This window comes from Ruegeria sp. 6PALISEP08, assembly GCF_001238295.1.
GTDB lineage: Bacteria > Pseudomonadota > Alphaproteobacteria > Rhodobacterales > Rhodobacteraceae > Ruegeria.
The window spans coordinates 32,884-56,810 of sequence record NZ_LGXZ01000017.1 but is presented as its reverse complement, the minus strand read 5'-3'; the positions used below and the strand labels follow the sequence as shown (position 1 = coordinate 56,810).

Genomic DNA, 23,927 nt, shown 5'->3' with positions numbered 1-23,927 from the left:
CTATTCGGCCGCATGCTGGTTTTCGAGCGCTACGAAATCGCGTCTGAAATCATTGGCAAACATCGTCCGTGTGAACCGGCCCAGTCCCGAAGCGTGTTCACCAAAGGTGTCGATCCGGGACAGCAGAGTTGTTTTTACGCGTTGGTCGACCTGCGTCTGGAATTTGCGTGGCGCGTCGAACTGATGATCGGTCAGGGCACCCTCATATCCCGAGTTCCGCCAGGCCTCGACATCAAAGGATGAGCTCCAGACCGGTTCGTGCTCCAGGCTCTGTGAGAAGGGCACATGCAACATCACGGCACTGTAGTAGTTGATGATCGTATCCAGCATCGCATGCGCTTTGTGATCGTCTTCGTCCAGCAGGTCCGAGATGGCCCGCTTCAGGAATGCAAGCGCTTCGTCCAGCACAATGAACCGGCCAATCATCGAATATTTGCTGAGCAGATTGCCCCCAAGTTCTCCGTCGATCAGATTGTCATAGTTTTCCCGGGCCCAGGCCACGCATTCGGTGCGGGTTTCAAACAGCTCCTGCTGGTTCTCTTCCAGATAACCGGCCATCGCATTGCGGAACGGTTCCGGCGCCTGATCCAGAATCTTTTGCATATGCTCAATGATTTGAAACGGTCGGATGCCCAGAGAACGCGCCAGCCGGAAGGCTTCTTCGAAATTGTCTTCGTAATAGAAGATCGTCAGCAGCAGATGGAAAACACGGGTGTCCAGATAATCCTGGAACGAGAAATTCTCGGACTGGACCACCATTTCCTCGGTCTCGACCACGGTTGGACCGGTATATTGGCCCAGGCACCGGGCAACCACGCGATGGAGCGTTTTGAAACCGAACTTCTCGCGGCTGTCGGGATTGGCCAGCGGTGCGCCGTGCAGCAGCATCAACTGGTGCGCAGCCACCCGGCTGACGCCGGTTTCGATCAGTTGATCGACGGCACCCATGAAGGATTCCCTGGTTTCACCGGGCATGCACAGGATCAGTTCGCCATAGGATTGCATACCCTTTGAATGCAGTTCCTGTTGCACCTCGGTATAGGTGTCCAGGCTGATATTGTCGCGTTTGATGTTCTTCAGAACTTCCGGATTCAGAGACTGAACCGACGAGGTCATCGGCAACCGGCCCTTGGCCTTGCGCATCACCTTGATGATCCGGTCGCCGCGGTTCTTGCCCGTGGTTGTGCGGATGTATTTGGGCCAGTCGTACCGGTCCATCAGATGGCCCAGATAATCGGCCACTTCTTCATCCTGCACGTACATGCCGAAATTGTCGTCGGCAAAACACAGCGGGCTGGCATGGTTGATGCGGGCCACGATGTAATCCAGATCGGCCTTGGTGCGTTCAAACGAATGGCGGAAGACTTTCGAATTCGATTTGACCGCCGAGTTGCAGAAGGCACAGGTGAACGGACAGCCGCGTGCCAGTTGCATCAAAGCAAACAGGCCGGTATCGAAGAACTTGTCCATGAATCCGGCAAGATAGGGTGACGGAATCTCGTCCAGATCACGAATGCGGGGCGGTTCGCCCCCGCGCAGGATTTCACCGCTTTGAGGGTGGACGTAAAGCGCGCCATCGACTGCCTCTTCCCACATGCCTTCGCGACGGGTGCCGACATCGATGAAACGCTGCAACGTGCTCAGAAAGGCGCGCTCACCCTCATAGGTGGGGCCGCGTACATGCATGTCGATCTGCGGCATGGTCCGGATCCAGCTTTCCTGTTCGTCTTCGGTCAGTGGAAAATTGGGGCCGCCCATCAAGGTCAGACTGTCGGGATTGATCGTTTTCACATAGTCGGCAAAGGACAAGGCCAGATGGTGGTTCCAGGAGTAGCTGGAAAAGCCGATCACATCGGGCGGAGCTGTGTCGATTGCAGTTTTGAGCTCTTGGGGATCGCGGAAGATCGCAACATCAATCGGTGTTGGGCTTTTTGCATAAGCCTGGGCGAAAGTCGCAAGATTACCGACACCCAGCGGATAGGTGTCCGATGTTGCAGTAACGAGGTTATGGCCGAGATCGGCAAGGTAAAGACGCATTATTTAACTATCCTCGCGGTACAGTTCTTATGTCAAATTTCAGACTCCGTGGTCGGTTTGGTCTTCAATGGCTTATAAGCCAGAATATAATATTCGAGCATTTTTTACACCTCCTGTTGCCATGGAAAGCGATCTGTCAACACCCGGGAAATCAGGATGAAGGCCAGAATGGCGGCGGGTAAAACAAGTATCCCCTGCGCGACGATCGGTTGCAGGCCAGCGGACAGTAACCCTTCCAGAGACAAGGCGTTGAATGCATAGACCAACAGGTAGGACAGCACATAAAACGGCAGGCGCCCAAAACCCTTGGTGCCAAATACAAGCCGGGCATGAGTCATGAAATTCCATAGAACCCCGCCGGAAAACGAGATCGCAAGCGCGACCTGTGGTGGCAGGCCGAATAGATTGAGGGCAGTAAAGAGCGCATAGCCGAACGCCGTATTCAACACTCCGACCAAAGCGAAACGCATGAAGGATTTCTCGCGGGGGATAAGATGTTTTTTCATGTCACTTCTCCGGCCCGCAGAACCTCTGCTATCCCCGAGGCGATGTCATGCCTCGGAATGAAACCAGTCTCATCATGCAACCGGCCCACATCTGCTGCCAGCCGGGCAGGGTCGTCTGCTGCGCGCGTGATCGCACCCAGTCGGATCAGGTCGGGGTGATGCATTTGTTGCGCAACCTCTTCAATGAGTTCCCGAACCGGGATTGCGGCGCCGCTGGCGACATTGACCGCGCCGGTCACATTCGTCTCCAGCAGTTGTAACAGAGCGCGTGCCAGATCATCTACATGCAGGAAGTCGCGCTCCTGCAGGCCATCGGTGCAATCTACGGGTTGACCCGCTTTGAGATTCGAAATCAGATCGCCGAGCAACCGCCCCGGCGGTTCGCCCGATCCATAAACAAAAAAGATGCGGGCCCAGGCCAGTGAAAGGCCAAGCGAACCCTGTCCTGCACACAGCGCCAGACCGGTTCCGGCCTTGGCCGCGCCATACAAGGTGCGTGGCCGCAAAGGCGTTGTTTCAGTCAGGTCCGGCACTGACCAGTCATATTCGGCGCAGCTTCCGGCGCAGACCGCGCGCTGGCCGCCTGTTCGCGCGAATTCCCGCACCAGATGTAGCGTAGCGGCCATCCAGGCCAGATTGGCCGCAGAAGTCCAGCGGTCGCGCGGGCCATCATGCCAGGCCAGATGAACCAGATGGCTGGCGCGGGTTGCTTCAAGAGCTGTTGTGGTGGCACTGGGGTCCAGCAGATCGCAGGTGATGTCGCTTGCCGTGTTGCGTCCCAGCGTCACCACCTCATGGCCCGCCTCTGTCAGAGCCGGGATTGTCGCGCGTCCGATCAATCCGGTTGCGCCGGTCAGCAGAACCCGTGCCATCAGCTGATCCTGACCTCCGGCACGGCGGTCACGAACCGGGTACCGTGCGCCTTCAGGCCGGACAGTTGATCCGTGACCTCGTCCCGGATGTTCCAGGGCAGGATCAACACGTAATCCGGCGGCGTCTCGCGCAGCGCTTCGACCCCGTGCACGGGGATATGGCTGCCGGGCAGCAGCGTGTTCTGTTTGGCCGGGTTGCGATCAACGCAGTAAGAGATCAGATCGGGGCCGATCCCGGCATAATTCAACAGCGTGTTGCCCTTGGCGGCGGCACCATAGGCGGCAATGGTGTCACCCCTGGCATTTGCTTCGCGCAGAAAGGCGAGCAATCCGTCGCGCAGTGCTTCGACCTGAATGGTGAAATTCATATAGCCCTCAGGCCGGTCGAACTGCGCCGCGGCCTCATCCGCGCGAACCTTGGCCACACCAGAACCTTCGGAGTGGCTGGCCCCTTCAAGACAGGCGAACACCCGCAGTGATCCGCCATGGGTTGGCAGCTCTTCAACGTCAAACACACGCAGGCCCACCTTGGCAAAGATTGTCTCGACCGCCAACAGTGACAGATAGGAGTAATGTTCGTGATAGATCGTGTCGAACTGGACACTTTTGATCAGGTTCAGAAGGTGCGGGAATTCGACCGTATAGACCGCATCACCTGTCAGCAGGGTGGAGATGCCGGCAACAAAATCGTTGATATCGGGCACATGCGCCAGAACATTGGCCGAAGCAATCAGCGCCGGAGGTTTCTCGGTTTTGGCCACCTTTTGGGCCAGCGTATCGCCGAAATAGTCGACCAGCGTACGCACGCCTCTCTTTTCTGCGGCGGCAGCGACATTACCCGACGGCTCAATCCCCAGCACCGGAATGCCCTTTTCAACGAAATACTGCAACAGATACCCGTCATTCGAGGCAATCTCGATCACCAGATCGTCTGACCCGAGATCGAACCGCTTGATCATTTGTTCCACGTAATCCCGGCAATGGGCCAGCCAACTGTCCGAGAAGCTGGAAAAGTAAGCGTAATCGGTTGAAAAGATCTCTTCGGCGGGTACGGCGTCGTCCACCTGGACCAGCCAGCATTCCGTACAGACGCGGGCATGCAACGGATAAACCGGGTCCGGGGTGTCTGCCTGTGCGGGATCAACATAGGAGTTGGCCAGAGGGGACAGCCCGAGATCGACGAGCGTCATCTCAAGGCTCGCGCCGCAATGGCGGCAAGTGGAATGAGGTGCGCCAGTCATGTCTGCCCCTGACTTATGGTTTCAAACTCGGCGATCTGTGCACGACACAGCTCGGCGGGCGGTGTGCCCCGGGCCCAGCCTGCATACCAGTCCGCTGTCAGTCTCACGGTGTCCGCGAAGCTTAGAACCGGACGCCAGCCAAGCGTTGCACGCGCCTGCGATACGTCCAGCCGGAGCATATTGGCCTCATGTGGAGTATCTGCCGGGGTATCGACCTCGATCCGGCCCTGCCCAAGCGCTTTGATGACGGCCTGCGCCACATCCAGAACCGGGCGCTCATCGTCGCGTTCGGGGCCAAAGTTCCAGCCTTGAGCAAACGCGTCGCTTTGCTCCAGCTGCTGTGCCAGCATCATGTACCCTCTCAGGGGTTCAAGCACATGTTGCCAGGGGCGGATCGCGCCGGGATGGCGCAGCACGACGCGCCCCTCGTCGCTCAGGCAGCCACGCACGATATCGGGAAGCAATCGATCCTCAGCCCAGTCGCCGCCGCCAATGACATTGCCTGCGCGCGCGCTGGCAACTCGAGCTGGATGTGGATCGGCGGCATCTGGTGAATAATAGCTGCGCCGCATCGCCGCGACGGCTATCTCGGTCGCACCTTTCGATGCAGAATAAGGGTCATGCCCACCCATCGGGTCGGTTTCGCGATATCCCCAGACCTGTTCGACATTCTCGTAGGCCTTGTCAGAAGTTGCGACGACAACTGCGCGCAGGTTTGGAGCAGCGCGCAGGGCATCCAAAAGCTGAACCGTACCCAGAACGTTGGTGGCGAACGTATCAACCGGCGTTCGATATGAGCGCCGTACCAGGGATTGCGCGGCCAGGTGAAACACGAATTCCGGGTCAGCCTCGGCTATGGCATGGTCCAATGTCGATCGGTCATTCAGATCACCAATGATCGATCGTATTTTGCTCTGATCCAGCAAAGCCCAGAGACTTGGGTCGGTTTCGGGCGCATGTGCATAGCCGGTCACTTCGGCACCGCTTTCGGCCAGCCACGCCGCCAACCAGGCCCCTTTGAAACCGGTATGCCCGGTTACAAACACCCTGCGTCCAGAAAACGCGCCCGCACTCATTCCCAGATTTTCCACGGCGCATTGCCTGTGGCCCAGTGCTCATCCAGTTCCTGGCGTTCACGAATAGTGTCCATGGGCTGCCAGAAACCCTTGTGTTCGAAGGCCATCAATTCACCATCGCGCGTCAGATTCATCAAGGGCGCGCGTTCCCATGCGGTATTGTCGTCATTGATGTAGTCTCCCACTTTGGGGGACAGCACGAAGAATCCGCCATTGATCAATCCACCGTCGCCGACAGGCTTTTCCGAGAAATTCAGAACCTGACGGTTCTGCAATTCAAGTTGGCCAAAGCGGCGAGGAGGAGGAACTGCCGTGACGGTTGCAAGTTTGCCGTGGCTCTGGTGAAAATCGATCCCGGTCCGGATGTCGATATTGCCGACGCCGTCGCCATAGGTCAGGCAAAACGCCTCTTCGTCTTTGACAAGAGGTATGACCCGCTTCAGTCGTCCGCCAGTCTGGCTGTTGTCTCCGGTATCGACCAGCGTCACGCGCCACGGTTCCGATTTACTGTTTGCAATCTCAAGTCCGCCATTGGCCAGATCGATCGTGACGTCCGAGCTGTGCAGGAAGAAATTTGCGAAATATTCCTTGATAACGTAGCCCTTGTAGCCAAGGCAGACGATGAAATCGGTAATGCCATGGGCTGCATAAATCTTCATGATATGCCAGATGATCGGTTTTCCCCCGATCTCGACCATGGGTTTCGGTATCCTGACGGTTTCTTCGCTAAGCCGGGTGCCTAAACCACCGGCCAGAATAACGCACTTCATAAAATTGCTCCCTCGTTAACAACGAAGCCAGCCACCAATTTTCAGGTCCTGAACCCGGACCCGGCGTGACTTGATCCTACAAACACTCGCAAGCAGTAGGACGGGAGCGGTTCGCCCATGTCAAGATTCACAAGGTTCCGAGTTATGATGCATCCGATTTCCGGGCGCTCTGGCACCCGCGTATGCACAATATGATGGATGAGCGGGTATTGTTGATGCCCCCCCCCGCGTCAGAGCTATGGGCAGATCGTAACACATTCTGCGGCGCGAATGGATGGCGCGGTGGGTCAGAGACATGGTGCCCGTTGCAGCAGCGTTTTGGGTTTGACAATGGTGATTTCGAAACGTGGAAAGGCGGTTTTCAAGATGAATAACTGTTTTACTATTCAATACGTTGAAAGCCTCATCCGCTGTCTGGAAGGTACCCGCGATTGTGTTCCCTGCAAGCCGGAAACCCGTTTTCAGGAGAGGTGATCGAGGCTTCCAGGCGGTCCGGGTCTTTGGGTTCAGGCGCTGTCAGTGCCTGCTTACCCATGCTTCCATTTCGCCCTGCACAGGGGGATAGAAATGGCGGGCAAGCATTCCTTTTGAAGGGCCATTAGGAATTTGTTGTGAATCGACAATAACCTCTTGTACCGTGAGATAAGGGTTTTTGTATGGATGTTAGTGATTTGCCAAAAAATATTGTTCCAGTCGTAGTTATAGGGGGTGGGCCAGCGGGTCTGACAGCCGCCTACGAACTCCAGAAGCTGAGTGATACGCATGTTCCCCGGGTTTTTGAGGCCTCGGATATGGTGGGGGGCATTTCGCGAACCGAAACGCATAAAGGCTACCGCTTCGACATTGGCGGGCACCGGTTTTTCACCAAGGTGCAGGAAGTCGAGGATATGTGGCACGAGGTGATGGGCGATGACTTTATCACCGTGCAACGCCTGAGCCGCATCTTCTACCGTAACAAATTTTATGATTATCCGCTGCGTATCTTCAACGCTTTGGGCAATATCGGCCCTTATGAGACCTATAAGATCATCGGCAGCTTCATCAAATGGAAGCTGCGGCCCAAGCCGCAGGAAGATACCTTTGAAGAATGGGTAATCAACCGCTTTGGCGGGCGGCTCTATATGCATTTCTTCCACAGCTACACCAAGAAAGTCTGGGGTATCCCGCCCTCGGAAATCCGGGCGGACTGGGCTGCGCAGCGGATCAAGAACCTGTCTTTGCCCAAAGCAGTCTGGAACGCGATTTCGGGCGCAAATGACACGGCCAGCCTGATTGAGGAATTCCAGTATCCCCGCCTCGGGCCTGGTATGATGTGGGAAAAGACCCAGGATCTGATCAAGGAACAAGGCGGGTCGGTCGAAACCCGTTCCGAAGTGATCAAGGTAAACCGCGAGGGCAGCCGGGTCACCTCGATTGATGTTCGTCACTGGACGGAAGACGGCGAAAAACACATTGAGAAGGTGGAAGGCACGGAGTTCATCAATTCCATGGCGGTGCGCGATCTGATCCACGCTTTTGATCCGCCGCCGCCGCCCGAGGTTGTCGAGGCGGCAGACCGTCTGCGGTATCGCGATTTCCTGATCGTGACCCTGATTCTGGATCATGCTGACCCGTTCCCGGACAACTGGATCTACATCCACAGCCCCAAGGTGAAGGTTGGTCGTATCCAGAATTTCCGAGCCTGGTCCAAGGAAATGCTGCCCGATCAGAACACCGCGTCGATCGGGATGGAGTATTTCTGCCAGAAAGGTGACGGGTTGTGGTCATCCGCTGACGAGGATCTCAAGCATCTTGCCAGTGAAGAGCTTGAAAAACTCGGTTTGGCCAAGGCCGGTGATGTTATTGATTGTGCGGTTATCCGACAGCCCAAGGCTTATCCAGTCTATGACAGCGAGTACAAGGATGCTCTGGACACGGTCAGCAGCTGGCTGAAGACGCTCGAGAACTTCCAAACTGTCGGTCGCAATGGTCTGCACCGCTACAACAATCAGGATCACTCGATGCTGTCGGCGATGTATGCTGCCCGCAATATCATGGGTGAGAACCATGATGTGTGGGATGTGAATGTCGAACGGTCCTATCACGAGGAGTTCGAAGCCGACACCAAGGAGAAGTCGGCTGATAAGAAGGCTTTCCGCAAAAGCACCGCACTCTGATCCCTGACCTTCAGCCCCCGGGGCTGCGCATTTGCGGGTTCAGAGTGACTTGAGTTGGCCATGCCTGCCAGACGGTCTGAAATGCACATGAAACGGACGCAGGTTATTTGTTTCCTCAATTCCGTCAATGAAAACAGATTTTCTGTATTGATGCCGCATTGTGACTGCAATCCATCCGGCTGGCACAAAACACGCAACCTGACGAGAATTACATGGTATCAGTAAATCGGTTGATTGAAGAAGCCTACATTCAGCAGGAAAACAATATGGTTTTTACTGTACGCTTGGCGACTGCTGTATTTTGATGAGTTTGTATATGACGTGATGGTATTGCGGCTTTCAATATTCCTGATTGTACTAACTGGCATTGTGCTGGCTGGTCAGGAAGTTGCGGCGATACTGGCGGCAAAATCGGCGCTGGCAGATGGTGCCTCGCCCTACTTCATCGCAAGTGAAGTGCTGTTTTTGTATATCTGGGTGCCGTTGGCGGTTATGTCGGCATCAGCGTTGTTTGTTGCACCGGGCCTGCTTTTGGCATTGGGAATTGCAACACCCGGGGATCGTTTCGAACACTGGCTGCTCAAGGGATTCACGTTTTCCCTGTTTGGTGTACCCGCCGCCGCGGCTGCGGTACAGGCCATCAGTGGCATTCCCACGACTGGGGTGGCTTTCACTTTTCTGAGCGTTCTGCTCTGCCTGCCCGGCATTGGCCTGATCTCGGCCCGATCCAATCCGGATATCTTCCAGGGCAGGGGATGGGATGTCGCCGGTATGATCCTGCTGCCATTGGCGGTACTGATCCTGATGTCGCCCAAGTTCTATTGGGAGGCGCTGAATGATGACGGCGCACACAGTTTCCTGAACGCGATGCTGTTTGTAACCCGAGGCCTGCCGTTCTGGCCACCGGAGTCCGGGGCGATCGGTGACTATCCGACCCCGAAGATGGTGACGGAGACCTTCCTGCAAACCGGGTTTATGCGGTTCTTTGGGCCTTACGAAGTTTCCATTCGCCTGGCCTATCTGCCCGGTCTTTCGATCCTGTTTGGGGTCATGCTGGGTTTCGTACGCACCCCGGACAGGCGTACTGATGCACGCTCCGTTCTAGGGCTTGGGGCTGCGCTGTTGCTGTTTTCCTTCGTGATGGCGTTCAATCCGTCCTACAATCCGTATTTTGCTGATATCGCCCTGCCCATGACCCGCGAGCCGATGATTCTGCTGGGGGTGTTGGGCTATATCCTGTTCTTTACCGAGCAGAGATTTGGCTGGATGGCGGTTGTGTCCACGCTGGCGTTGCTGGCCGCCCCGAACGGTATTCTGCTGATTGGTTTCTTCCTGATTTCCTATTTTCTGCTGACCCGGCCCTTACCGTTCCGGCAGGTGATCGTCGGAGGAATGATCGCCGTTGGCGTCGTGATCCTGGCATCGCTACTTGAAATGGTGCTGCGGTCGTCGGGGCTGACAAGTGTGTCCAGTGAGTTCAACACGGGCAGCATCCTGCGGCGCCTACGGTTCGTCACGATCTTTGACACCGGACGGTTCCTGTTCTGGCTGCTGCCTTGCGGAATATTGCCCGGTCTCGCGTTGCTGGCGTGGCGCTGGCAGGACAAATTGTCCAAAGCCCTGACCCTGACCGTTATCGCCTATGTTCTGTTTTTCTATGTTCAGGCCTATCGCATCCTGCCGCATCATTTCGCACCCGCCGCAGTCATTCCGCTGATCATTTTCTGGCGCCTGCGCCCGGTTCAGGCTGCGCCTGCACCGTCTCTGGTCGGTGCTCTGACCGGGCTGGCGGTCAGCGCCTGGATCAGCTGGCCGGAAACCTTGCGCCCGTTCACCCTGACGCGGGACTTGGGGTATCGCATTGCTATTGAAACCGAGACCGCCCCGTTTCCTGATCTGGACGAGATGCGCGTCGTGCAGGCGCTACTCGGTGAAGCCTTCCCGCCGATCTGGACACAGGCCGAGCTTGAAAACCGCTTTATGGCCGGTGGGCTCTCGGTTTATGTGCATGCCGGAATGCCCGCACCGGACGACACTGTCGCGGACTATTTCATCCGTCCCGCATCCGAACCTCTGCAAGACGGAGAGGTCATGATCGGCGAAGTGGTCGAAGGTCGGGTCCTGGTGGTACGTGATCGGGCTGCTTACGAAAGCGACCTTGGGAACACCAACGTTCCGATCAGCATTGCGCGTGCCTATCATGTGCCATTTGACACAATTTTCGGACGTGGAACGCGCGAAACGCTGTATCCGGTGTGGGATATCGCGAAAATTGCAGGGTTAAGGTAGCCGATGTCTGTGCAACAATGTTTTTGCCCGAAAAGCCAAAAGCGGGCGGTTAAGTGGAGAACTTTATGAAGCAGAATCTCACCAAGCTGGTTGAAACCTATCCACTCCTCCAGAAGCCAGCCTATTTCGCTTATATCGGTGTGGTCAGCACCCGGAATTTCAGCCGTCGTTTTGCCATGAACAATCTTGGCTACCTGCCCAAGCAGGTCTCGGACCGTGGGCAGGATATGTGGGTGATCAACGAAGTCTATAACGGCAAGCGCAACGGTTTTTTTGTCGAATTGGGCGCCGCAGACGGGTTTTCCGATTCCAACACCTTTGCCCTGGAAAAGCATTATGGCTGGACTGGACTGTTGATTGAACCCAACCCTGTCAATTACAACAAGATTACCAACTGGCATCATCGTTCGGCCACGCCAGTCCCGCTGGCCGTCGACCCCGAACCCGGCCAGCTGGAATTCATGATCGACGGCCAACGCAGCAGTCTGCTGGTGGATGAAGCCGACAACATGACTGAGCGCCGCGCCGCGAAACTGGCCAGGTTCCGCGAGAAGGGCAAGGTTGTCACTGTAGAAGCCGTGCCTCTGGATGAGGTATTCGACCGCTATGACGCGCCAAAGGATATCGACTATTTCAGCCTGGATGTCGAAGGGTCAGAGACGCGGATTTTGCGCAATTTCCCGTTCGACAAGTACCGCTTCCTGGCGATGACAATCGAACGCCCGACGCCCGAGCTTAACGAGCTGCTGTTCGCCAACGGGTATCATTTCGTGCGCAATTCGCTTTACGACACGTTCTATGTGCACGAAAGCAACCCGCGTTTCGATCAAATTGAGAAACTGCCGTTCGAGCAGCTGCCCGCCAAGAAGTTCTGATCCCGACCCGATTACTCAGCCATGTCACGCGATCTGTCAGTTTCGCGTGACGCGCAGTTTCTGCTTTTGCCCCAGGACGTGATATTCGAACAGGCACCAGACATAGACGGTGGCGGAATAGACGTAATAGACCTGATGGTAGAGCAGGCATTTGAACGCAAACCACGGCCCGCCATGCCCGGCCATGGCACGAACCAGATCCAGATTGGCGACTAAAGCCGCCGCCAGCACCAGCAGGGGCAGGGGCCAGGTCCCCGGCCAGAACGGCAGGGCCAGAAGCGACAGCAGCAACAGCCCTGCAATTGCGGCCCGCGCCCGCTCGGCCATTGAAGTGTTCAGGTCATCTGTCAGCCCCTCGCGCGAGATCATCAGCCGGGCCCAGGGCAGGGCGCGGCAGAATATATCCGTGCTCAGGCTGTTGCGGATGGTCCAGACTTTCAGATGCTTGCCCTGTAAAAGCGGCTCAATCAGGATGCGACGACCGGTGGCCGCGATCCGATAGCCCAGTTCGATATCCTCGATCGAGGGGACCTCATAGGTTTTCACATCGAACCCATCGACCTCAAGAAACACGTCGCGCCGGATGGCACCGCAACCGGCCCAGAAGGTGTGTGCCTCGCGCTGCGCGCGCTGATGGTGATAGCGGTGCAGAAGGTTCTTGTAGCGCGAAAACCACGCCTGCCCGTCCGGGGCATCGTCATAAGATCCGAATACGGCACCCACATTGTCTTCGGACATCGCCCGGCGAATATGTTCCGGTCCGTCCGGCCATGCGATGACGTCTGAATCCACAAACCACAGGATATCGCCCGTGGCCTGTTGCGCGGCCAGATTGCGGGCAGCGCCGGGGCCGCCATTGACTGGTGTGGTCAGGACGGTTGCCCCCATCTCGCGCGCCAGTGCGGCGGTGCTGTCGGGGGACTGGTCATCCACCACCAGAACCTGCTGCACCTGATCGGTATGCAGCATTTCAATTAATGGGGGCAGGACGCGGGGCAGCAGATGTTCCGCATTGTAGGCGGGCATGATCACGCTGATGGAAAGGGATTGGTCTGAAGTCACGTGGGGTCTCCGGCAGTGGCGTGCGGCGGTCCTGTCCGCTGAACAAGAAGAAAGGCAGCCGTAAAGGGCAGCAGCCACATCACGCGTGCACCATAGCGGTCCGCGGGTTGTGAAACACCGCCGCAAACCAGTGCATTGACGGCAACTCCGATCAGGATGAACAGCGCAAACAGTTTCAGCGGCGGGGCAACCCGTCCGGGCCACAGCAGCAATCCAATCACGACAATCGCCGAGATCAGATAAATCGTCGCGTGGATGGAATTGACCGGGTGCAGCCAGGGCTGATCGCGGGTCAGAACAATATTGTCGAGAACCGCCAGCTGCGCCTCGGGCAGCCCCGAAAGCGATTTCGCATTTCGGATGACAGCCTCGTTCGGGATGGTCATCCTGATGCTGTTCATGCCCAGCTGCTCTGCCGCATTGCCGCCAAGGGCCAAGATTGTGCCAAAGGGACGCGCCGCCAGAACTTTCAGGAAGAAGGCACGCTGTTCGGCGGCCACGGCCTGCTGATCCTCGATTGGCATCAACCGGAAGGATCCAAGGTTTTCAGAGCGTTCAAAAATGATATGGGTGGCGGTCAGGCGATAAGGGTCATCGGACCAGGACAGCGCCTCATGCAGGGCGCAGGTCGCCAGATCGTCCCGGGGGCACACATCGTTGAGATATGCCAGTCCGGGACCATCCACAATCAGACGCGCAGTGATATGAGGGGTGTAAAGCACCTCTTTTTTGGTGACGGTCTCGGCCGCGAATTCGAACGCCTTGCGTTCGGCAATGGCCAGAACGACCAGCCCCGTGACAAACGCTGCCGCAAGCCACCGCCCCTGCCCAAGGCGCAGCAAGGCCGCCAGAACGGCAAAGGGCACCATCAGCACGGCAATCCCCAGATGTGAAGGGTGCAGCACAATGGCAAAGCCGGCCAGCGCCAGCGCCCCCAGCCATTCCAGCGGATGCATGTAACGGCCCGCGACAACAACCGCCGCAATCAGGATCAGCATCACCGATGTGAAAATGTCCGGCATGACATAGGCGACATAGAAAGGCAGCGCGGTCGTCGAGGCGGCCAACAGTGGAATGCTCACCAGCTGAAGCGTGCTGCGCCCTGTCTGCGCGGTACGTTGCAGCACCCGCATGGCTAACCAGACCGCAAGCAGCAGCATCGCCAGATGGGCGCCCGCAACCCCGCCCAATGCATCGGCGCGCCAGAATGCAGCAACCAGCAGCGCATAGGCCATTGAGCGTGAGCCTACGGTTGTCTGGTCCTTTTCACCGGCCTCTTCTGTCCGAGCGTGACCTGTCCCGATCTCTTTTCCGGAATCTTCTGACATAGGCGAGATCAGGGACAGCGCCGCATCGCCCTGCTTAAAATAACTTCCAGTGTCAAAATAGAAGAGTGGTCCGCGATTGATAATCAGAACCGCCAGACAGACGATTACTGTCGCAGCAAACAGCAGAATCCCTCTGAGCCATCGGGGCGATTCTTGGGACGCGTACTTCGCAGTCATTGCTGTCCTACAGCTCCTTCATTCCCAATACCGTGCGCTGGAAATATGCAATTGCCACTTTCATCCCGTCTTCCAGCGCCACCTGTGTTGTCCAGCCGACTGACGCCGCTTTGAATTGAATCTCATGTCGTTGGGATTGAAATCGGACGCGTTCATCAGCGTTCTTGGTTGCCTCCGTCAATCAGGCCATAGACAGGCTCATCTCGCCTCGGTTCCGGCTCAAAATTGCGCCAAGAAATCCGAAACTTGGCAAATCAGGCCATGGCCCATTTCATAAAGCGGCACGGACAGCTTGATGTGGTCGACAAAAGTATCGGGAACATTACCCCCAAAGGTCCAGTGTGCATTGTCTGCGGTTATGTTCTGGCCAACCCCCATTCGCAACATCTCCTCGTTAACAGGCGGGCACTACAAACAAACGACTAAACGGTAAATTCCGATAGAGAATGCGTGCCTGAACTTCTCATAATAACGGCTCAACGCTACACGAATCTTCCCAAGCACCGAAGGAGAAATATGGCCGGTTCCCTGCTTAAGTGCTTTTTCCCCGCCAGATGCGCATGACAAAGGTTCAGGAAGGCATTGGAAGCATACAATATCGACATACAAATGGCATTGTTTCCTATTCACAAAAATCGCAAAAGCCTGATCCTGAGGGTTGCCTCAAAATAAGATGACCTCAGGTCGGCGCGCCTCGCAAAAGCCGGATTCGCGCTAGATTCGTCACCAGATCGGAAACAAACTCAATATTATGCCCTTATTGCACCTCATGAAGCACCCTAATGCCCCAAAATTGCCGCATTTTTTCAAAAAAGTCTTCGCAAGAGGGTAAAGATAAAGTAAACATTTAGAGAGTTAGAGTTCACGCTATAGATGCGTGTAAATTGTGTGTGCAAAAAGGTCGAGGGTGGGAATTTATGCTCAAATCTTTGAAAATGATGGCTGCGGCGCTTTTCGCTGCCGTAGTGATGACAGGATCAGCCAGCGCGCTGACCGTGGTCCAGCCTAACAACAGTTATGACATTAAGTCTGATAATCTTTTTATCGGTACTGTCGGCACCAATGGTGGCCCCGGCATGTATTCGGTGAACTTCACATCACCGCTTGATCCGCTTAAAGCGACCGCGAACGCATCTGTTACAATCAACGTGCTGGGCACGTTCACCGGTCTGACAATGAGCTGGGTCGATGCGGCCAATCCTGGCAACGTTCTGGCATCGACCTCAATTCTGGGCGGCATTCAGACAACGCTCCGTACGCTCTTCAGCAGCGTAGCACCGAATAGCCTGAGCCAGAACCTGGTGTTCAGCTGGGCTGATTCACAGTCGGCAAACGGTGGCCCGATTACGTTTGACTTTGACGTATCGGCGGTTCCGCTGCCTGCCGGTGGTCTTCTGTTGCTGACCGCGCTGGGTGGTTTGGCGTTGACACGCCGCCGCAAGATGGCCTGAGCAAAACAGTAACTTGACCTTTCTGGATGAGGGGCCGCAGTGCGGTCCCTTTTCTTTTGGGTTATTCAGATATTGCCGCCAGCAGCCTGACGCAGCATCCAGACCATCCGCTGACATCTGAGCCTGAACAACGTGGATGTCGCTCGCAGAACCTCGCCAGGTGACGTGAGTTTGTTGCTGGATAAAACCTTGGGAGTATGTGCGATCGCACTGGCGGGCATGGCCAGTCCGCGAAACGCCCATCGAAGCCGTGCAACAGCATCTGTTCCGTTCAACTGATAGGCCTCTTGTGTCGTGCGACGCCATTTCGCCCTGAGGGCGGGCCAATCCTGCCGCGATGGGTGGCTGACCTGAAACGTGTCTTCGTAAATCAGACTGTAGCCCCGGGCGACCGCGCGCATGGTCCATTCGCGATCTTCCGATACGCCGTTGATGAATCCGCCGATTGCATCAAACACATCGCGCCGGGTCAGCAGGTTGCCCGCACCGGAAAACCCCTGCACCTCGATATAGCGGCGAAAGTTGAAGGCAAACACCGCCTCGAACGCCTCGGCGCCATTGCGTGGGGGCGGGGTTTCGTCAAAGACATCGACCCGCCCGCCAATCAGATCGGCGTGGTCCGCAATTCGGCGCCCGACTGTGAGCCAGTCCGGCGCGGGAACACAATCCGCATCGATGAAGAACAGCCGTGACGCAGTAGTTTCCGCCACGCCGCGATTACGGGCATGGGCCGCGCCTTTCTGGGGCTCCACCACAAAGCACACCTCGGGAAAGGCCCGCTGTATGCCGTCCAACGAAACGGGGGATGCATTATCGACAACAACAACTTCCGTCGCCGTCAGGTCATTCTCTCTGAGGGCCTGAAGGCATCTCTGCAGCCTGGGCAGATCGTTGTAGTGGGGAATAATGACCGCGTCAGTAGCTGCCGTACTCATGGCCGAATGCCCCGCTGATGTAACGGCATTTGTTCAACACGATCCCCATGACCTTTGTCAGCTCTGCCAACTGCTGCTCGGCAACATCGATGTGGTCGATGCTGGTCTCTTCTGCGGCTGCCAGAAGCAGGGCACAATTGACATTTCTCAGGAACCCGTGACTGTCGTCGCTCGCCATCAGCGGCGGTGTGTCGAACAACATGATATCAGGTTTGTATTCGGCTTCGATCTGCTCCAGTGTCTCGATCATCCGCTTGCTTTGCAGAATCTCGGCCGGGTTGCGTGTCGGCGTGTAGTTCAGGCCGAAAATCACGTTTTCCCCGTGGCGCAGAGCATGCTCATGAAAAGGCACGTTCCCCTGAATGACGTCCGCCATGCTGTACTTGCCCGATTGTTGCAGAATCTCGGCTAACCCCCGGCGTCGCATGTCGAAATCTATCACTATCGTCCGCAGATCTTCCTGCCGTCCCAGGCTAAAGGCCAGATTCGCTGCTGTCGTACTCTTGCCGCACCCGCTGTAAGGCGACGTGATGGCCACACGGCGCCAGCCGTTGGACTGGATCTGCTGTAACATCTTGGTTCGCAGCATGTCATAGGGCGTTGCACTGGGCCCGCCACGATATGACATCAGGCGGCTGCGGGATATTAGGCGTGACTCAATTTTGATCTCTGGTACCGACAGCCAGATATCCTCATCTGCATTCGTCTCAGGAACATGGCGCTGCTCGTCAGTCAACGGCAGAGGTTGTGGTTGGCGACTGTCGCGCGCCTCACGGGCTTTCTGAATCGCCTGCTGAAGACGTTCCATTACAGTTTCCCTAACTTAACGAGGACAGAAATCACCAATATACCTCCAGCTTGTCGATTACTCTCTCAGTAATCAAATCCAACGGTAGATAGTAAGTATGTACAGCCCAAACCCCTGCGGACACACCCACCAGGATCGCTAGAACAACGCTCACCCAGGTCATCCGCTGCATCACCACTTCGCCCTTGGAACGCACATAAGGGATGGTGGCGATTGGCCAAACGTCCAGCTTATTAATCAAGTCTTCTGGCCGGCGCGCAGCCTTGTTCAACAACTCCAGCAAGACAACCAGCCCCAACCCCAGCGCAATGCCAAATAACGTCCCGCCGCCTGCAATCATCAGGCGGTTGGGTTTGGTTGGCGAACTTGGCACGGCGGGATGTTCGATCACCGAAATACGCTGCCCCTGCGAGGTGACTTCAATGCGCTCGCCGGTAGAGGCCGATGCCAAGCGGCTGACTGCAGTGTTATACTGAGCCTGGATGTTACTGTGATCACGCTGCAGCTCCGCCAGCGTGATTGCGTTTGCCGGTGTCTGATCGATTGTCAGAGTTACTTTTCCAAGGCTTTCCTCAGTTATAGCCCGTTGGGATTCAAGTGCAGCTATCTGTGAATCAAGCTGGGCCAGTTGAAGATCGAGCGTCGAATTACCCGTCTGTTGGCCAGATGGCGCAGCGTTGGTGGCCTGTTCATTTGAAACAACTTCTTCCAGACGGCTTATCCGGGCCCGCAATATCTTAATCTGCGGGCTGGTTTCAGAATAGATTCCCAGCTGATTATCCAACTGGTTGCGCAACTGATTGAGCTGCTGCTGCGCCTGTGTCTGAGGCTGCTGTACGGCGGTCGTGATCTGGCCAGTCGTACTATAGATATTCAGAAGTTTTTCACGCTGATCGCGGAGCGAAAAAATCTGCTGATCCGTTTGCTGAAGGTTGGTCTGCAACGACGCCTGCTGTGCCATCCGGAACTGTAGGCTGGAAGGCAAAGCGCCGGAATTCTCCTGCTGGAACTCAAGAATCCGCGCGCTGCGTTTGTCGAGCTCATCGCTCAGACGCTCAACCTCCTGTTCAAAGAATTCCAGCGTGTCCGAAGCGCGTTCTTTGCGATAGGTAACATCAAGCTTCTGAATTTCCGTCAGGTATTCATTCAGCACCCCGGCTGCTATTTGCCCGGTTCTGCCTTCAAATGTGATGGTCATCAGGTTCGCCTGATTGCGACCGGCCGAGATACGCACACTTGTTTTGGCACGCAACTCATTGATGATATCGTCAGGGCTGGCTTCTTCCTGATTTGGCAGCACTGCGAACTTTCGGGAAATGTCCAGAAGGACAGGGCGCGTCAGTAGCCGTTGTTCGACGATCTGCAGTTGCTCGAACGCCGGTGTCGTAACGGTACTGGCGGCCAGACTGCCCGGAATCTGTGGAGATTCAACGATCAGCCGCATCTGTGAAACATAGGATGGTGGCAGGATCATCGCGACAGTGATCGAAAGCGCAGAGACAATCGTCGCCACAACGAGGAAATACTGAAACCGTCTCAGAAAAATGGAGAAGTAATAACGAACAGGGCTCATGTCAGACTATCAGCTCCTTCTCGAGTGAATTTCCTCCAAAGAACACACCGTCGTCGACCACTTGATTCACAACCCCCTCATCGACTCTTTCCGCTTCATTGGTCCAGGCATAGAGCAGGGCGAAATCGCAAAACTGATTTACCAGGCGAGGAACACCGCGGGTCTGCTGAAAGATCAGCTCGCAGGCTTCTTTTGAAAACTCGCCGCCCGAACCGCCAGCCGTTTTCATCCTGTGCCCAATATAGGCTTCAACCGACTCTTCATCCATCCGCTCCAGGTGAAAACTTGCGGCCACACGCTGCGTTAGCTGGCGCATTTTGGGATCCAGAACCATGTCGCGCAATTCAGGCTGGCCAACCAGAACAAGCTGAATCAACTCATCCGTGTTTGCATTGATATTGGTCAGCATGCGGATTTCTTCCAAACCTTCGACAGTCAGGTTCTGCGCTTCGTCGAAGATCAGAACCACGCGCCGCCCTTCTGCATATTCCGCGACCAGGAAATCCTGTAGTTCCCGAAACAGCTGCACATAAGGGGCGTCGTTGTCGATTGGCAGGCCTAAAGCATGCAGGACCCATTGTAATAGCTCTCCCCGACCGCCTTGCGCATTCGAGATCAGCCCAACGGTGATCGAATCTTCCATTTCACTGAGAAGATGCTGTACCAGGGTTGTTTTCCCAGCCCCGATCTCACCCGTAAGCACTGTAATTGGTGCGCAGCTCATTATACCGAATTGCAACACCGAATAACCGCGCTTGTGCAGCGGTGACCAGTACATGAATCCAGGATCTGGAAGCAGTGTGAAGGGCCGCTGGTTGAGCCCGAAATAATCTAGATAAAACCCGTCGCTGGACGCCATTGCACCTCGGTTACCTTCCGCCTTGTCAAACCTTGCACCGGCCCCCTGGAGATTATCCGAACTCATACTCTGAACCACCAGAAATCCTTCACATAAAGAACACATCACATAAACAAAAAGTACTTGGGTACGACTTTGCCACAAAATCAAGATAGCAGGCACCACTAAACTGCACACGCGGTGAATTGACCTGCCCTCCCCCTCAATCAGAATTATTTCCCGCAATTGTTTCCATCTACGCCTTTGGAAAAAGGCCGGCGATGGAACCGCAGAAATCTGGCCTGAACACGGGCAAAAAGGTCTCGAAGAGTCCAGTTTCGGACCTAAAAGCACAAAATTTCACCGATTGTTACTATATGTGAAACGGTGACTCGGTCACTTTCAACAGATCAGCTAGGCAAAGTTTCACGATACCGTCAGAAAACGCTTGTATTCAGTGGCTCTGAGGTGTGCGTGTCCGTATTATTGTTTTGCAAGCCAGACTGAATTTGTTAACACTTGGTTACGGGAAAGTGGCCCCGCGAGGGTGTAAGCGCAGGGTCGAAGTAACATAAAAAAACAAGACTTTTAGTATATGTAATTGAGGTCGAGCGTGTTCTGTTCCTAAGTTTGGTAAGTGGTTCGTGAGTATTAGTGTGTGTTGGGGGTTTAAATAGTGACAAGTCATTCGAAAGACGTGGCCGACGCTGGCGCGGGCTACTCTAGCATCTCTGTTATGCCAACCTCAGTGCAATATTCGGGGTTCTACAGGGGTGCCGGAAAACGCATCTTTGATATTGCGTTTACGCTGCTTGCAGCGCCGTTCGTCGTTCCAATGATTGCGCTTTTGGCCGTATTTCTGGCCTTGCAGGGCGTGACGCCGTTTTACCGACAGGAGCGAGTTGGCAAGAACGGCAAGATTTTCAAAATGCTGAAGATCCGCACAATGGTGCATGACGCTGATGCGGTGCTCCAGAAGTATCTGGATGCCAATCCCGAAGCGCGTGAAGAGTGGAACCGAAACCAGAAGCTGCGCAATGACCCACGCATCATCAAATTCGGTACTTTCCTGCGCAAAACTTCGATGGATGAGTTGCCGCAGTTCTGGAACGTTCTTGTGGGTGAGATGTCCATGATCGGCCCCCGCCCGATGATGGTGAACCAGCAGGACTTGTATCCCGGTGAACTGTATTACTCGATGCTTCCCGGCATCACGGGGCAATGGCAGGTTTCCAAGCGCAACAATTCCTCGTTTGCCGAACGGGCCCAACACGACGCTGAATATTGGAAAGGCATGTCTCTTTCCTCCGATCTATCGATCCTGGTGCAAACGGTCTCTGTTGTTCTGCGCGGCACCGGCTGTTGACAGCAAGGGCTGCGCCCGAGCCTAGTCGAGCAGGACTCTGTATTTTTCGTCGCCGGGAACCCGTTTTATGACCACAGCAAGCAAATCCCGCTTTCCGATCGGCAATCATCTGGCGATTGTCTTTCTAAGCCTATCTCTGCTTCTGAGCGCCTGCGATACCGCTGAGGAGCGTGCTGAGGCTCATTTCCAGGCGGGGTTGGCGCATCTGGAACAAGGTGATGTCGAACGTGCGCTTGTCGAATTCAAAAATGTTTTCAAGCTCAACGGTCAGCACAAGGAAGCACGCCTGACCTTTGCGCAGCTGGAACGAGAGCGGGGCAATCTGCCTCTCGCCTATGGTCAATATCTGCGACTGATAGAACAATATCCCGACAACCTCGAAGGGCAACGCAGCCTGGCCGAAATCGCGCTAGAGACAAGCAACTGGGATGGTGTGCGGCGTCACGGCGCTGTGGCTGCCGCGCTGGCACCAGATGATGTCGAGATCAAATCCATCAACAATACGCTGGCCTATACGGACGCGGTCAGGAACGGCGACGCCAACCAACTGGAGTTTGCCGTACACACAGCCCGTGAGATGCTGGGTGCCCATCCTGATCTACTTACGGCGCGCCAGGTCCTGATCGACCACCTTATCCGGGAACGTGACTGGCATGGAGTGCTGGAAGAGACAGGCGCGGCCCTGAAATTTGCACCGGAACAGCCAAATCTCTATTCGACCCGGCTGCTGGCGCTGCAAGAATTGAACCAGCCCGCTGAAATCGAAGCGTTGCTCAAGCAAATGACCCAGGTTTTTCCCGACGATCAGGGCATCGAGCAAGTGCTTGTTCAGCATTATATTGATCAGAACAACCTGAACGCCGCAGAACGGATACTGCGCGCCGAGGTAGAGGCGCAAGTCGAAGATCACATGCCAGCCCAGAGGCTGATCGCTTTTCTGAATGAACACCGCGACACCGAATCCGCGATTGTCGAACTGGACGGGATCATCTCGCAAGGTGGCCCCAACACCTCGCGGTTCAAGACACTCCGCGCGACACTGAAATTCCGCTCGGGTGATCGGGAAGCTGCTATTGCCGATATGCGCGCCTTGCTTGAAGGCGCGGAAAGAACCGAGCGGACCCGAGCAAACGAAGTGGAATTCGCCCGGATCCTGTTCCAGACCGGTCAGTCCGAGGAAGCACGGCTTCTGATCGAAAATGTACTTTCCGAAGACGCCACGCAGGTGGATGCGCTCAAGTTCAAGTCGTCCTGGCTGATCGATGAAGACAATATTGGCGACGCCATTGTGCTTTTGCGCGAAGCCCTTGGTCAGGCCCCCCGAGACCCGCAACTGATGACACTGCTGGCGCAGGCTCATGAACGCAACGGGAACCGGGAACTGATGGGTGAAATGTTGGCACTGGCGACCGAGGTCTCCCGGAATGCGCCGGAAGAGACGCTACGCTATGCACAGTTTCTGATCGCGGATGGCGATCTGGAAATCGCCGAACGCGTTCTGGTTGATGCCCTGCGTCGGGAGACAGATCAGCCAGAGCTGCTTTTCCTGCTGGGCGAGATTTACTTGGCAACACAGGATTGGGATCGTCTGGAGACGGTACAGCGCTCGATCAGCGAGCTCGGCACCCCCGAAGCACGGCGCTTGGCAAATGAGCTCAAGGCCCAGAGGCTGGCAGCTCAGCAACAGACGGACGACCTGACGGTGTTCTTGAAGGAGTTGGCCGAAGATCCCGAATTCGGACTGCCCGCCGATATCGCCCTGATCCGCCTGATGCTGGTGCAGGGGAAGGCAACCGAAGCGTTTGCCCGCCTTGATCAATTGCTTGAAGAGGATCCCAGGTCGTTACCGATCCGCCTGATCAAGGCCTATGCCCTGACCGGAAACGGAGAATATGACGAGGCCGCGCAGCTTTATCGCGCCGTTCTCAGAGAACGTCCGGATATCACCAGAGCGTGGATTGCGCTGCATGCGCTTGAGACCGAACACGGCACCTCCGAAGCAGCCCAGAATATCCTGATCGAAGCGCTGGCCGCACAACCCGAAAATCCCAATCTTCTGATGCTGCAGGCGGCGGTTCATGAAGGCGCTGGCGATCTGGATCAGGCCATTTCGGTCTATGAAATCCTTTACCCGCTCAGCAACCAGTCTCTGATTGTCGCCAACAATCTGGCAAGCCTGCTGACGACACATCGCGAAGATCAGGAAAGCTTGCAGCGCGCTCAGGTTTTGGCGCAGCGCCTCCGCGGCACTCGCGAACCTGCGTTCCAGGATACCTACGGTTGGCTGGCATACCGGCTGGGAAATTATGAAGAAGCGGTGACCTATCTCGAACCCGCCGCCCGCGCGATACCCGACCATCCCTTGGTGCTTTACCATCTGGGCAAAGCGTATGATGCCGTTGGCCGGAGAGAAGACGCCGTGCAGGCATACCGGGCCGCTCAGGCGACAGGCATCCCGCTGGATGTTTCACCCTCACTGGAGGAGGAAATTAAACGTGCGAGCGTTGCCGACAATCCGGGGCAATAACACCCCGGGAAAGAGCGCTGCATTTCTGCCGCATCTCACA

18 protein-coding genes are annotated in these 23,927 nt (G+C 55.9%); 6 read left to right on the top strand and 12 right to left on the bottom strand.

The features are described 5' to 3' along the window. The 6 genes from ALB80_RS19565 to rfbF all read right to left on the bottom strand — a co-directional run bounded on the left by ALB80_RS19565 (window position 1) and on the right by rfbF (window position 6,502). A complete protein-coding gene (locus tag ALB80_RS19565) occupies window positions 1-2,037 on the bottom strand; it encodes a B12-binding domain-containing radical SAM protein (RefSeq protein ID WP_050605788.1) in 2,037 nt (678 codons plus the stop codon). Between the two features lie 104 nt (window positions 2,038-2,141). Further along, the gene (locus ALB80_RS19560; protein ID WP_050605787.1) at window positions 2,142-2,543 is read right to left on the bottom strand and encodes a GtrA family protein; all 402 of its coding nucleotides are present in this window, start codon (window positions 2,541-2,543) and stop codon (window positions 2,142-2,144) included. Continuing rightward, window positions 2,540-3,415, bottom strand: coding sequence for an NAD(P)-dependent oxidoreductase (locus ALB80_RS19555; protein ID WP_050605786.1), 876 nt, complete (start codon window positions 3,413-3,415; stop codon window positions 2,540-2,542). The genes ALB80_RS19560 and ALB80_RS19555 overlap by 4 nt, the downstream gene beginning before the upstream one ends. Beyond that, the gene (locus ALB80_RS19550) at window positions 3,415-4,656 is read right to left on the bottom strand and encodes a class I SAM-dependent methyltransferase (protein WP_050605785.1); all 1,242 of its coding nucleotides are present in this window, start codon (window positions 4,654-4,656) and stop codon (window positions 3,415-3,417) included. Before ALB80_RS19550 ends, ALB80_RS19555 begins: the two co-directional genes overlap by 1 nt. Further along, window positions 4,653-5,747 (bottom strand): CDP-glucose 4,6-dehydratase, encoded by a 1,095-nt coding sequence (gene rfbG, locus ALB80_RS19545; protein ID WP_157054278.1) that lies wholly within the window; start codon window positions 5,745-5,747, stop codon window positions 4,653-4,655. Before rfbG ends, ALB80_RS19550 begins: the two co-directional genes overlap by 4 nt. Next, on the bottom strand, window positions 5,729-6,502 hold the full coding sequence (rfbF, locus tag ALB80_RS19540; protein ID WP_050605783.1) for a glucose-1-phosphate cytidylyltransferase: 774 nt from the start codon (window positions 6,500-6,502) through the stop codon (window positions 5,729-5,731). The genes rfbG and rfbF overlap by 19 nt, the downstream gene beginning before the upstream one ends. Window positions 6,503-7,173: 671 nt before the next feature. Here rfbF and ALB80_RS19530 point away from each other — a divergent pair. The 3 genes from ALB80_RS19530 to ALB80_RS19520 all read left to right on the top strand — a co-directional run bounded on the left by ALB80_RS19530 (window position 7,174) and on the right by ALB80_RS19520 (window position 11,822). After that, entirely contained in the window at window positions 7,174-8,658 is a 1,485-nt protein-coding gene (locus tag ALB80_RS19530) for an NAD(P)/FAD-dependent oxidoreductase (RefSeq protein ID WP_253276932.1), read from the top strand. Window positions 8,659-8,982: 324 nt separating this feature from the next. After that, the gene (locus ALB80_RS19525; protein ID WP_157054277.1) at window positions 8,983-10,947 is read left to right on the top strand and encodes a hypothetical protein; all 1,965 of its coding nucleotides are present in this window, start codon (window positions 8,983-8,985) and stop codon (window positions 10,945-10,947) included. Between the two features lie 65 nt (window positions 10,948-11,012). After that, window positions 11,013-11,822: an FkbM family methyltransferase gene (locus tag ALB80_RS19520; RefSeq protein ID WP_050605779.1), complete on the top strand. Its 810-nt coding sequence runs from the start codon at window positions 11,013-11,015 to the stop codon at window positions 11,820-11,822. Between the two features lie 36 nt (window positions 11,823-11,858). Here ALB80_RS19520 and ALB80_RS19515 read toward each other — a convergent pair whose 3' ends face one another. Together ALB80_RS19515 and ALB80_RS19510 are read right to left on the bottom strand one after the other, a co-directional pair. Beyond that, a complete protein-coding gene (locus tag ALB80_RS19515) occupies window positions 11,859-12,884 on the bottom strand; it encodes a glycosyltransferase family 2 protein (RefSeq protein ID WP_050605778.1) in 1,026 nt (341 codons plus the stop codon). Then, window positions 12,881-14,389, bottom strand: coding sequence for a hypothetical protein (locus tag ALB80_RS19510; RefSeq protein ID WP_050605777.1), 1,509 nt, complete (start codon window positions 14,387-14,389; stop codon window positions 12,881-12,883). The genes ALB80_RS19515 and ALB80_RS19510 overlap by 4 nt, the downstream gene beginning before the upstream one ends. A gap of 917 nt (window positions 14,390-15,306) precedes the next feature. On the opposite strand from ALB80_RS19510, the gene ALB80_RS19505 reads away from it, so the two are divergent. Continuing rightward, window positions 15,307-15,840 (top strand): VPLPA-CTERM sorting domain-containing protein, encoded by a 534-nt coding sequence (locus tag ALB80_RS19505; RefSeq protein WP_050605776.1) that lies wholly within the window; start codon window positions 15,307-15,309, stop codon window positions 15,838-15,840. A gap of 65 nt (window positions 15,841-15,905) precedes the next feature. On the opposite strand, the gene ALB80_RS19500 is transcribed toward ALB80_RS19505, so the two are convergent. The 4 genes from ALB80_RS19500 to ALB80_RS19485 form a co-directional block, all read right to left on the bottom strand. Next, on the bottom strand, window positions 15,906-16,775 hold the full coding sequence (locus tag ALB80_RS19500; protein ID WP_050605775.1) for a glycosyltransferase family 2 protein: 870 nt from the start codon (window positions 16,773-16,775) through the stop codon (window positions 15,906-15,908). After that, on the bottom strand, window positions 16,756-17,583 hold the full coding sequence (locus tag ALB80_RS19495) for a CpsD/CapB family tyrosine-protein kinase (RefSeq protein WP_050605774.1): 828 nt from the start codon (window positions 17,581-17,583) through the stop codon (window positions 16,756-16,758). Before ALB80_RS19495 ends, ALB80_RS19500 begins: the two co-directional genes overlap by 20 nt. Window positions 17,584-17,614: 31 nt before the next feature. Next, window positions 17,615-19,096, bottom strand: coding sequence for a lipopolysaccharide biosynthesis (locus ALB80_RS19490; protein ID WP_157054276.1), 1,482 nt, complete (start codon window positions 19,094-19,096; stop codon window positions 17,615-17,617). Window positions 19,097-19,157: 61 nt separating this feature from the next. Next, on the bottom strand, window positions 19,158-20,177 hold the full coding sequence (locus tag ALB80_RS19485) for an ExeA family protein (RefSeq protein ID WP_253276931.1): 1,020 nt from the start codon (window positions 20,175-20,177) through the stop codon (window positions 19,158-19,160). A gap of 493 nt (window positions 20,178-20,670) precedes the next feature. Here ALB80_RS19485 and ALB80_RS19480 point away from each other — a divergent pair, with 493 nt between their 5' ends. Further along, complete coding sequence (locus ALB80_RS19480) at window positions 20,671-21,360, top strand: sugar transferase (protein WP_253276930.1); 690 nt, start codon at window positions 20,671-20,673, stop codon at window positions 21,358-21,360. A gap of 67 nt (window positions 21,361-21,427) precedes the next feature. After that, the gene (locus ALB80_RS19475) at window positions 21,428-23,887 is read left to right on the top strand and encodes a tetratricopeptide repeat protein (protein WP_050605771.1); all 2,460 of its coding nucleotides are present in this window, start codon (window positions 21,428-21,430) and stop codon (window positions 23,885-23,887) included. Window positions 23,888-23,927 lie beyond the last annotated feature (40 nt).

Bases quoted from the DNA above. Each gene is read 5' to 3' on its own strand.
- ALB80_RS19565 (WP_050605788.1), bottom strand. From the start codon at position 2,037: ATGCGTCTTTACCTTGCCGATCTCGGCCATAACCTCGTTACTGCAACA.
- ALB80_RS19560 (WP_050605787.1), bottom strand. From the start codon at position 2,543: ATGAAAAAACATCTTATCCCCCGCGAGAAATCCTTCATGCGTTTCGCT.
- ALB80_RS19555 (WP_050605786.1), bottom strand. From the start codon at position 3,415: ATGGCACGGGTTCTGCTGACCGGCGCAACCGGATTGATCGGACGCGCG.
- ALB80_RS19550 (WP_050605785.1), bottom strand. From the start codon at position 4,656: ATGACTGGCGCACCTCATTCCACTTGCCGCCATTGCGGCGCGAGCCTT.
- rfbF (WP_050605783.1), bottom strand. From the start codon at position 6,502: ATGAAGTGCGTTATTCTGGCCGGTGGTTTAGGCACCCGGCTTAGCGAA.
- ALB80_RS19525 (WP_157054277.1), top strand. From the start codon at position 8,983: ATGGTATTGCGGCTTTCAATATTCCTGATTGTACTAACTGGCATTGTG.
- ALB80_RS19520 (WP_050605779.1), top strand. From the start codon at position 11,013: ATGAAGCAGAATCTCACCAAGCTGGTTGAAACCTATCCACTCCTCCAG.
- ALB80_RS19510 (WP_050605777.1), bottom strand. From the start codon at position 14,389: ATGACTGCGAAGTACGCGTCCCAAGAATCGCCCCGATGGCTCAGAGGG.
- ALB80_RS19505 (WP_050605776.1), top strand. From the start codon at position 15,307: ATGCTCAAATCTTTGAAAATGATGGCTGCGGCGCTTTTCGCTGCCGTA.
- ALB80_RS19500 (WP_050605775.1), bottom strand. From the start codon at position 16,775: ATGAGTACGGCAGCTACTGACGCGGTCATTATTCCCCACTACAACGAT.
- ALB80_RS19495 (WP_050605774.1), bottom strand. From the start codon at position 17,583: ATGGAACGTCTTCAGCAGGCGATTCAGAAAGCCCGTGAGGCGCGCGAC.
- ALB80_RS19475 (WP_050605771.1), top strand. From the start codon at position 21,428: ATGACCACAGCAAGCAAATCCCGCTTTCCGATCGGCAATCATCTGGCG.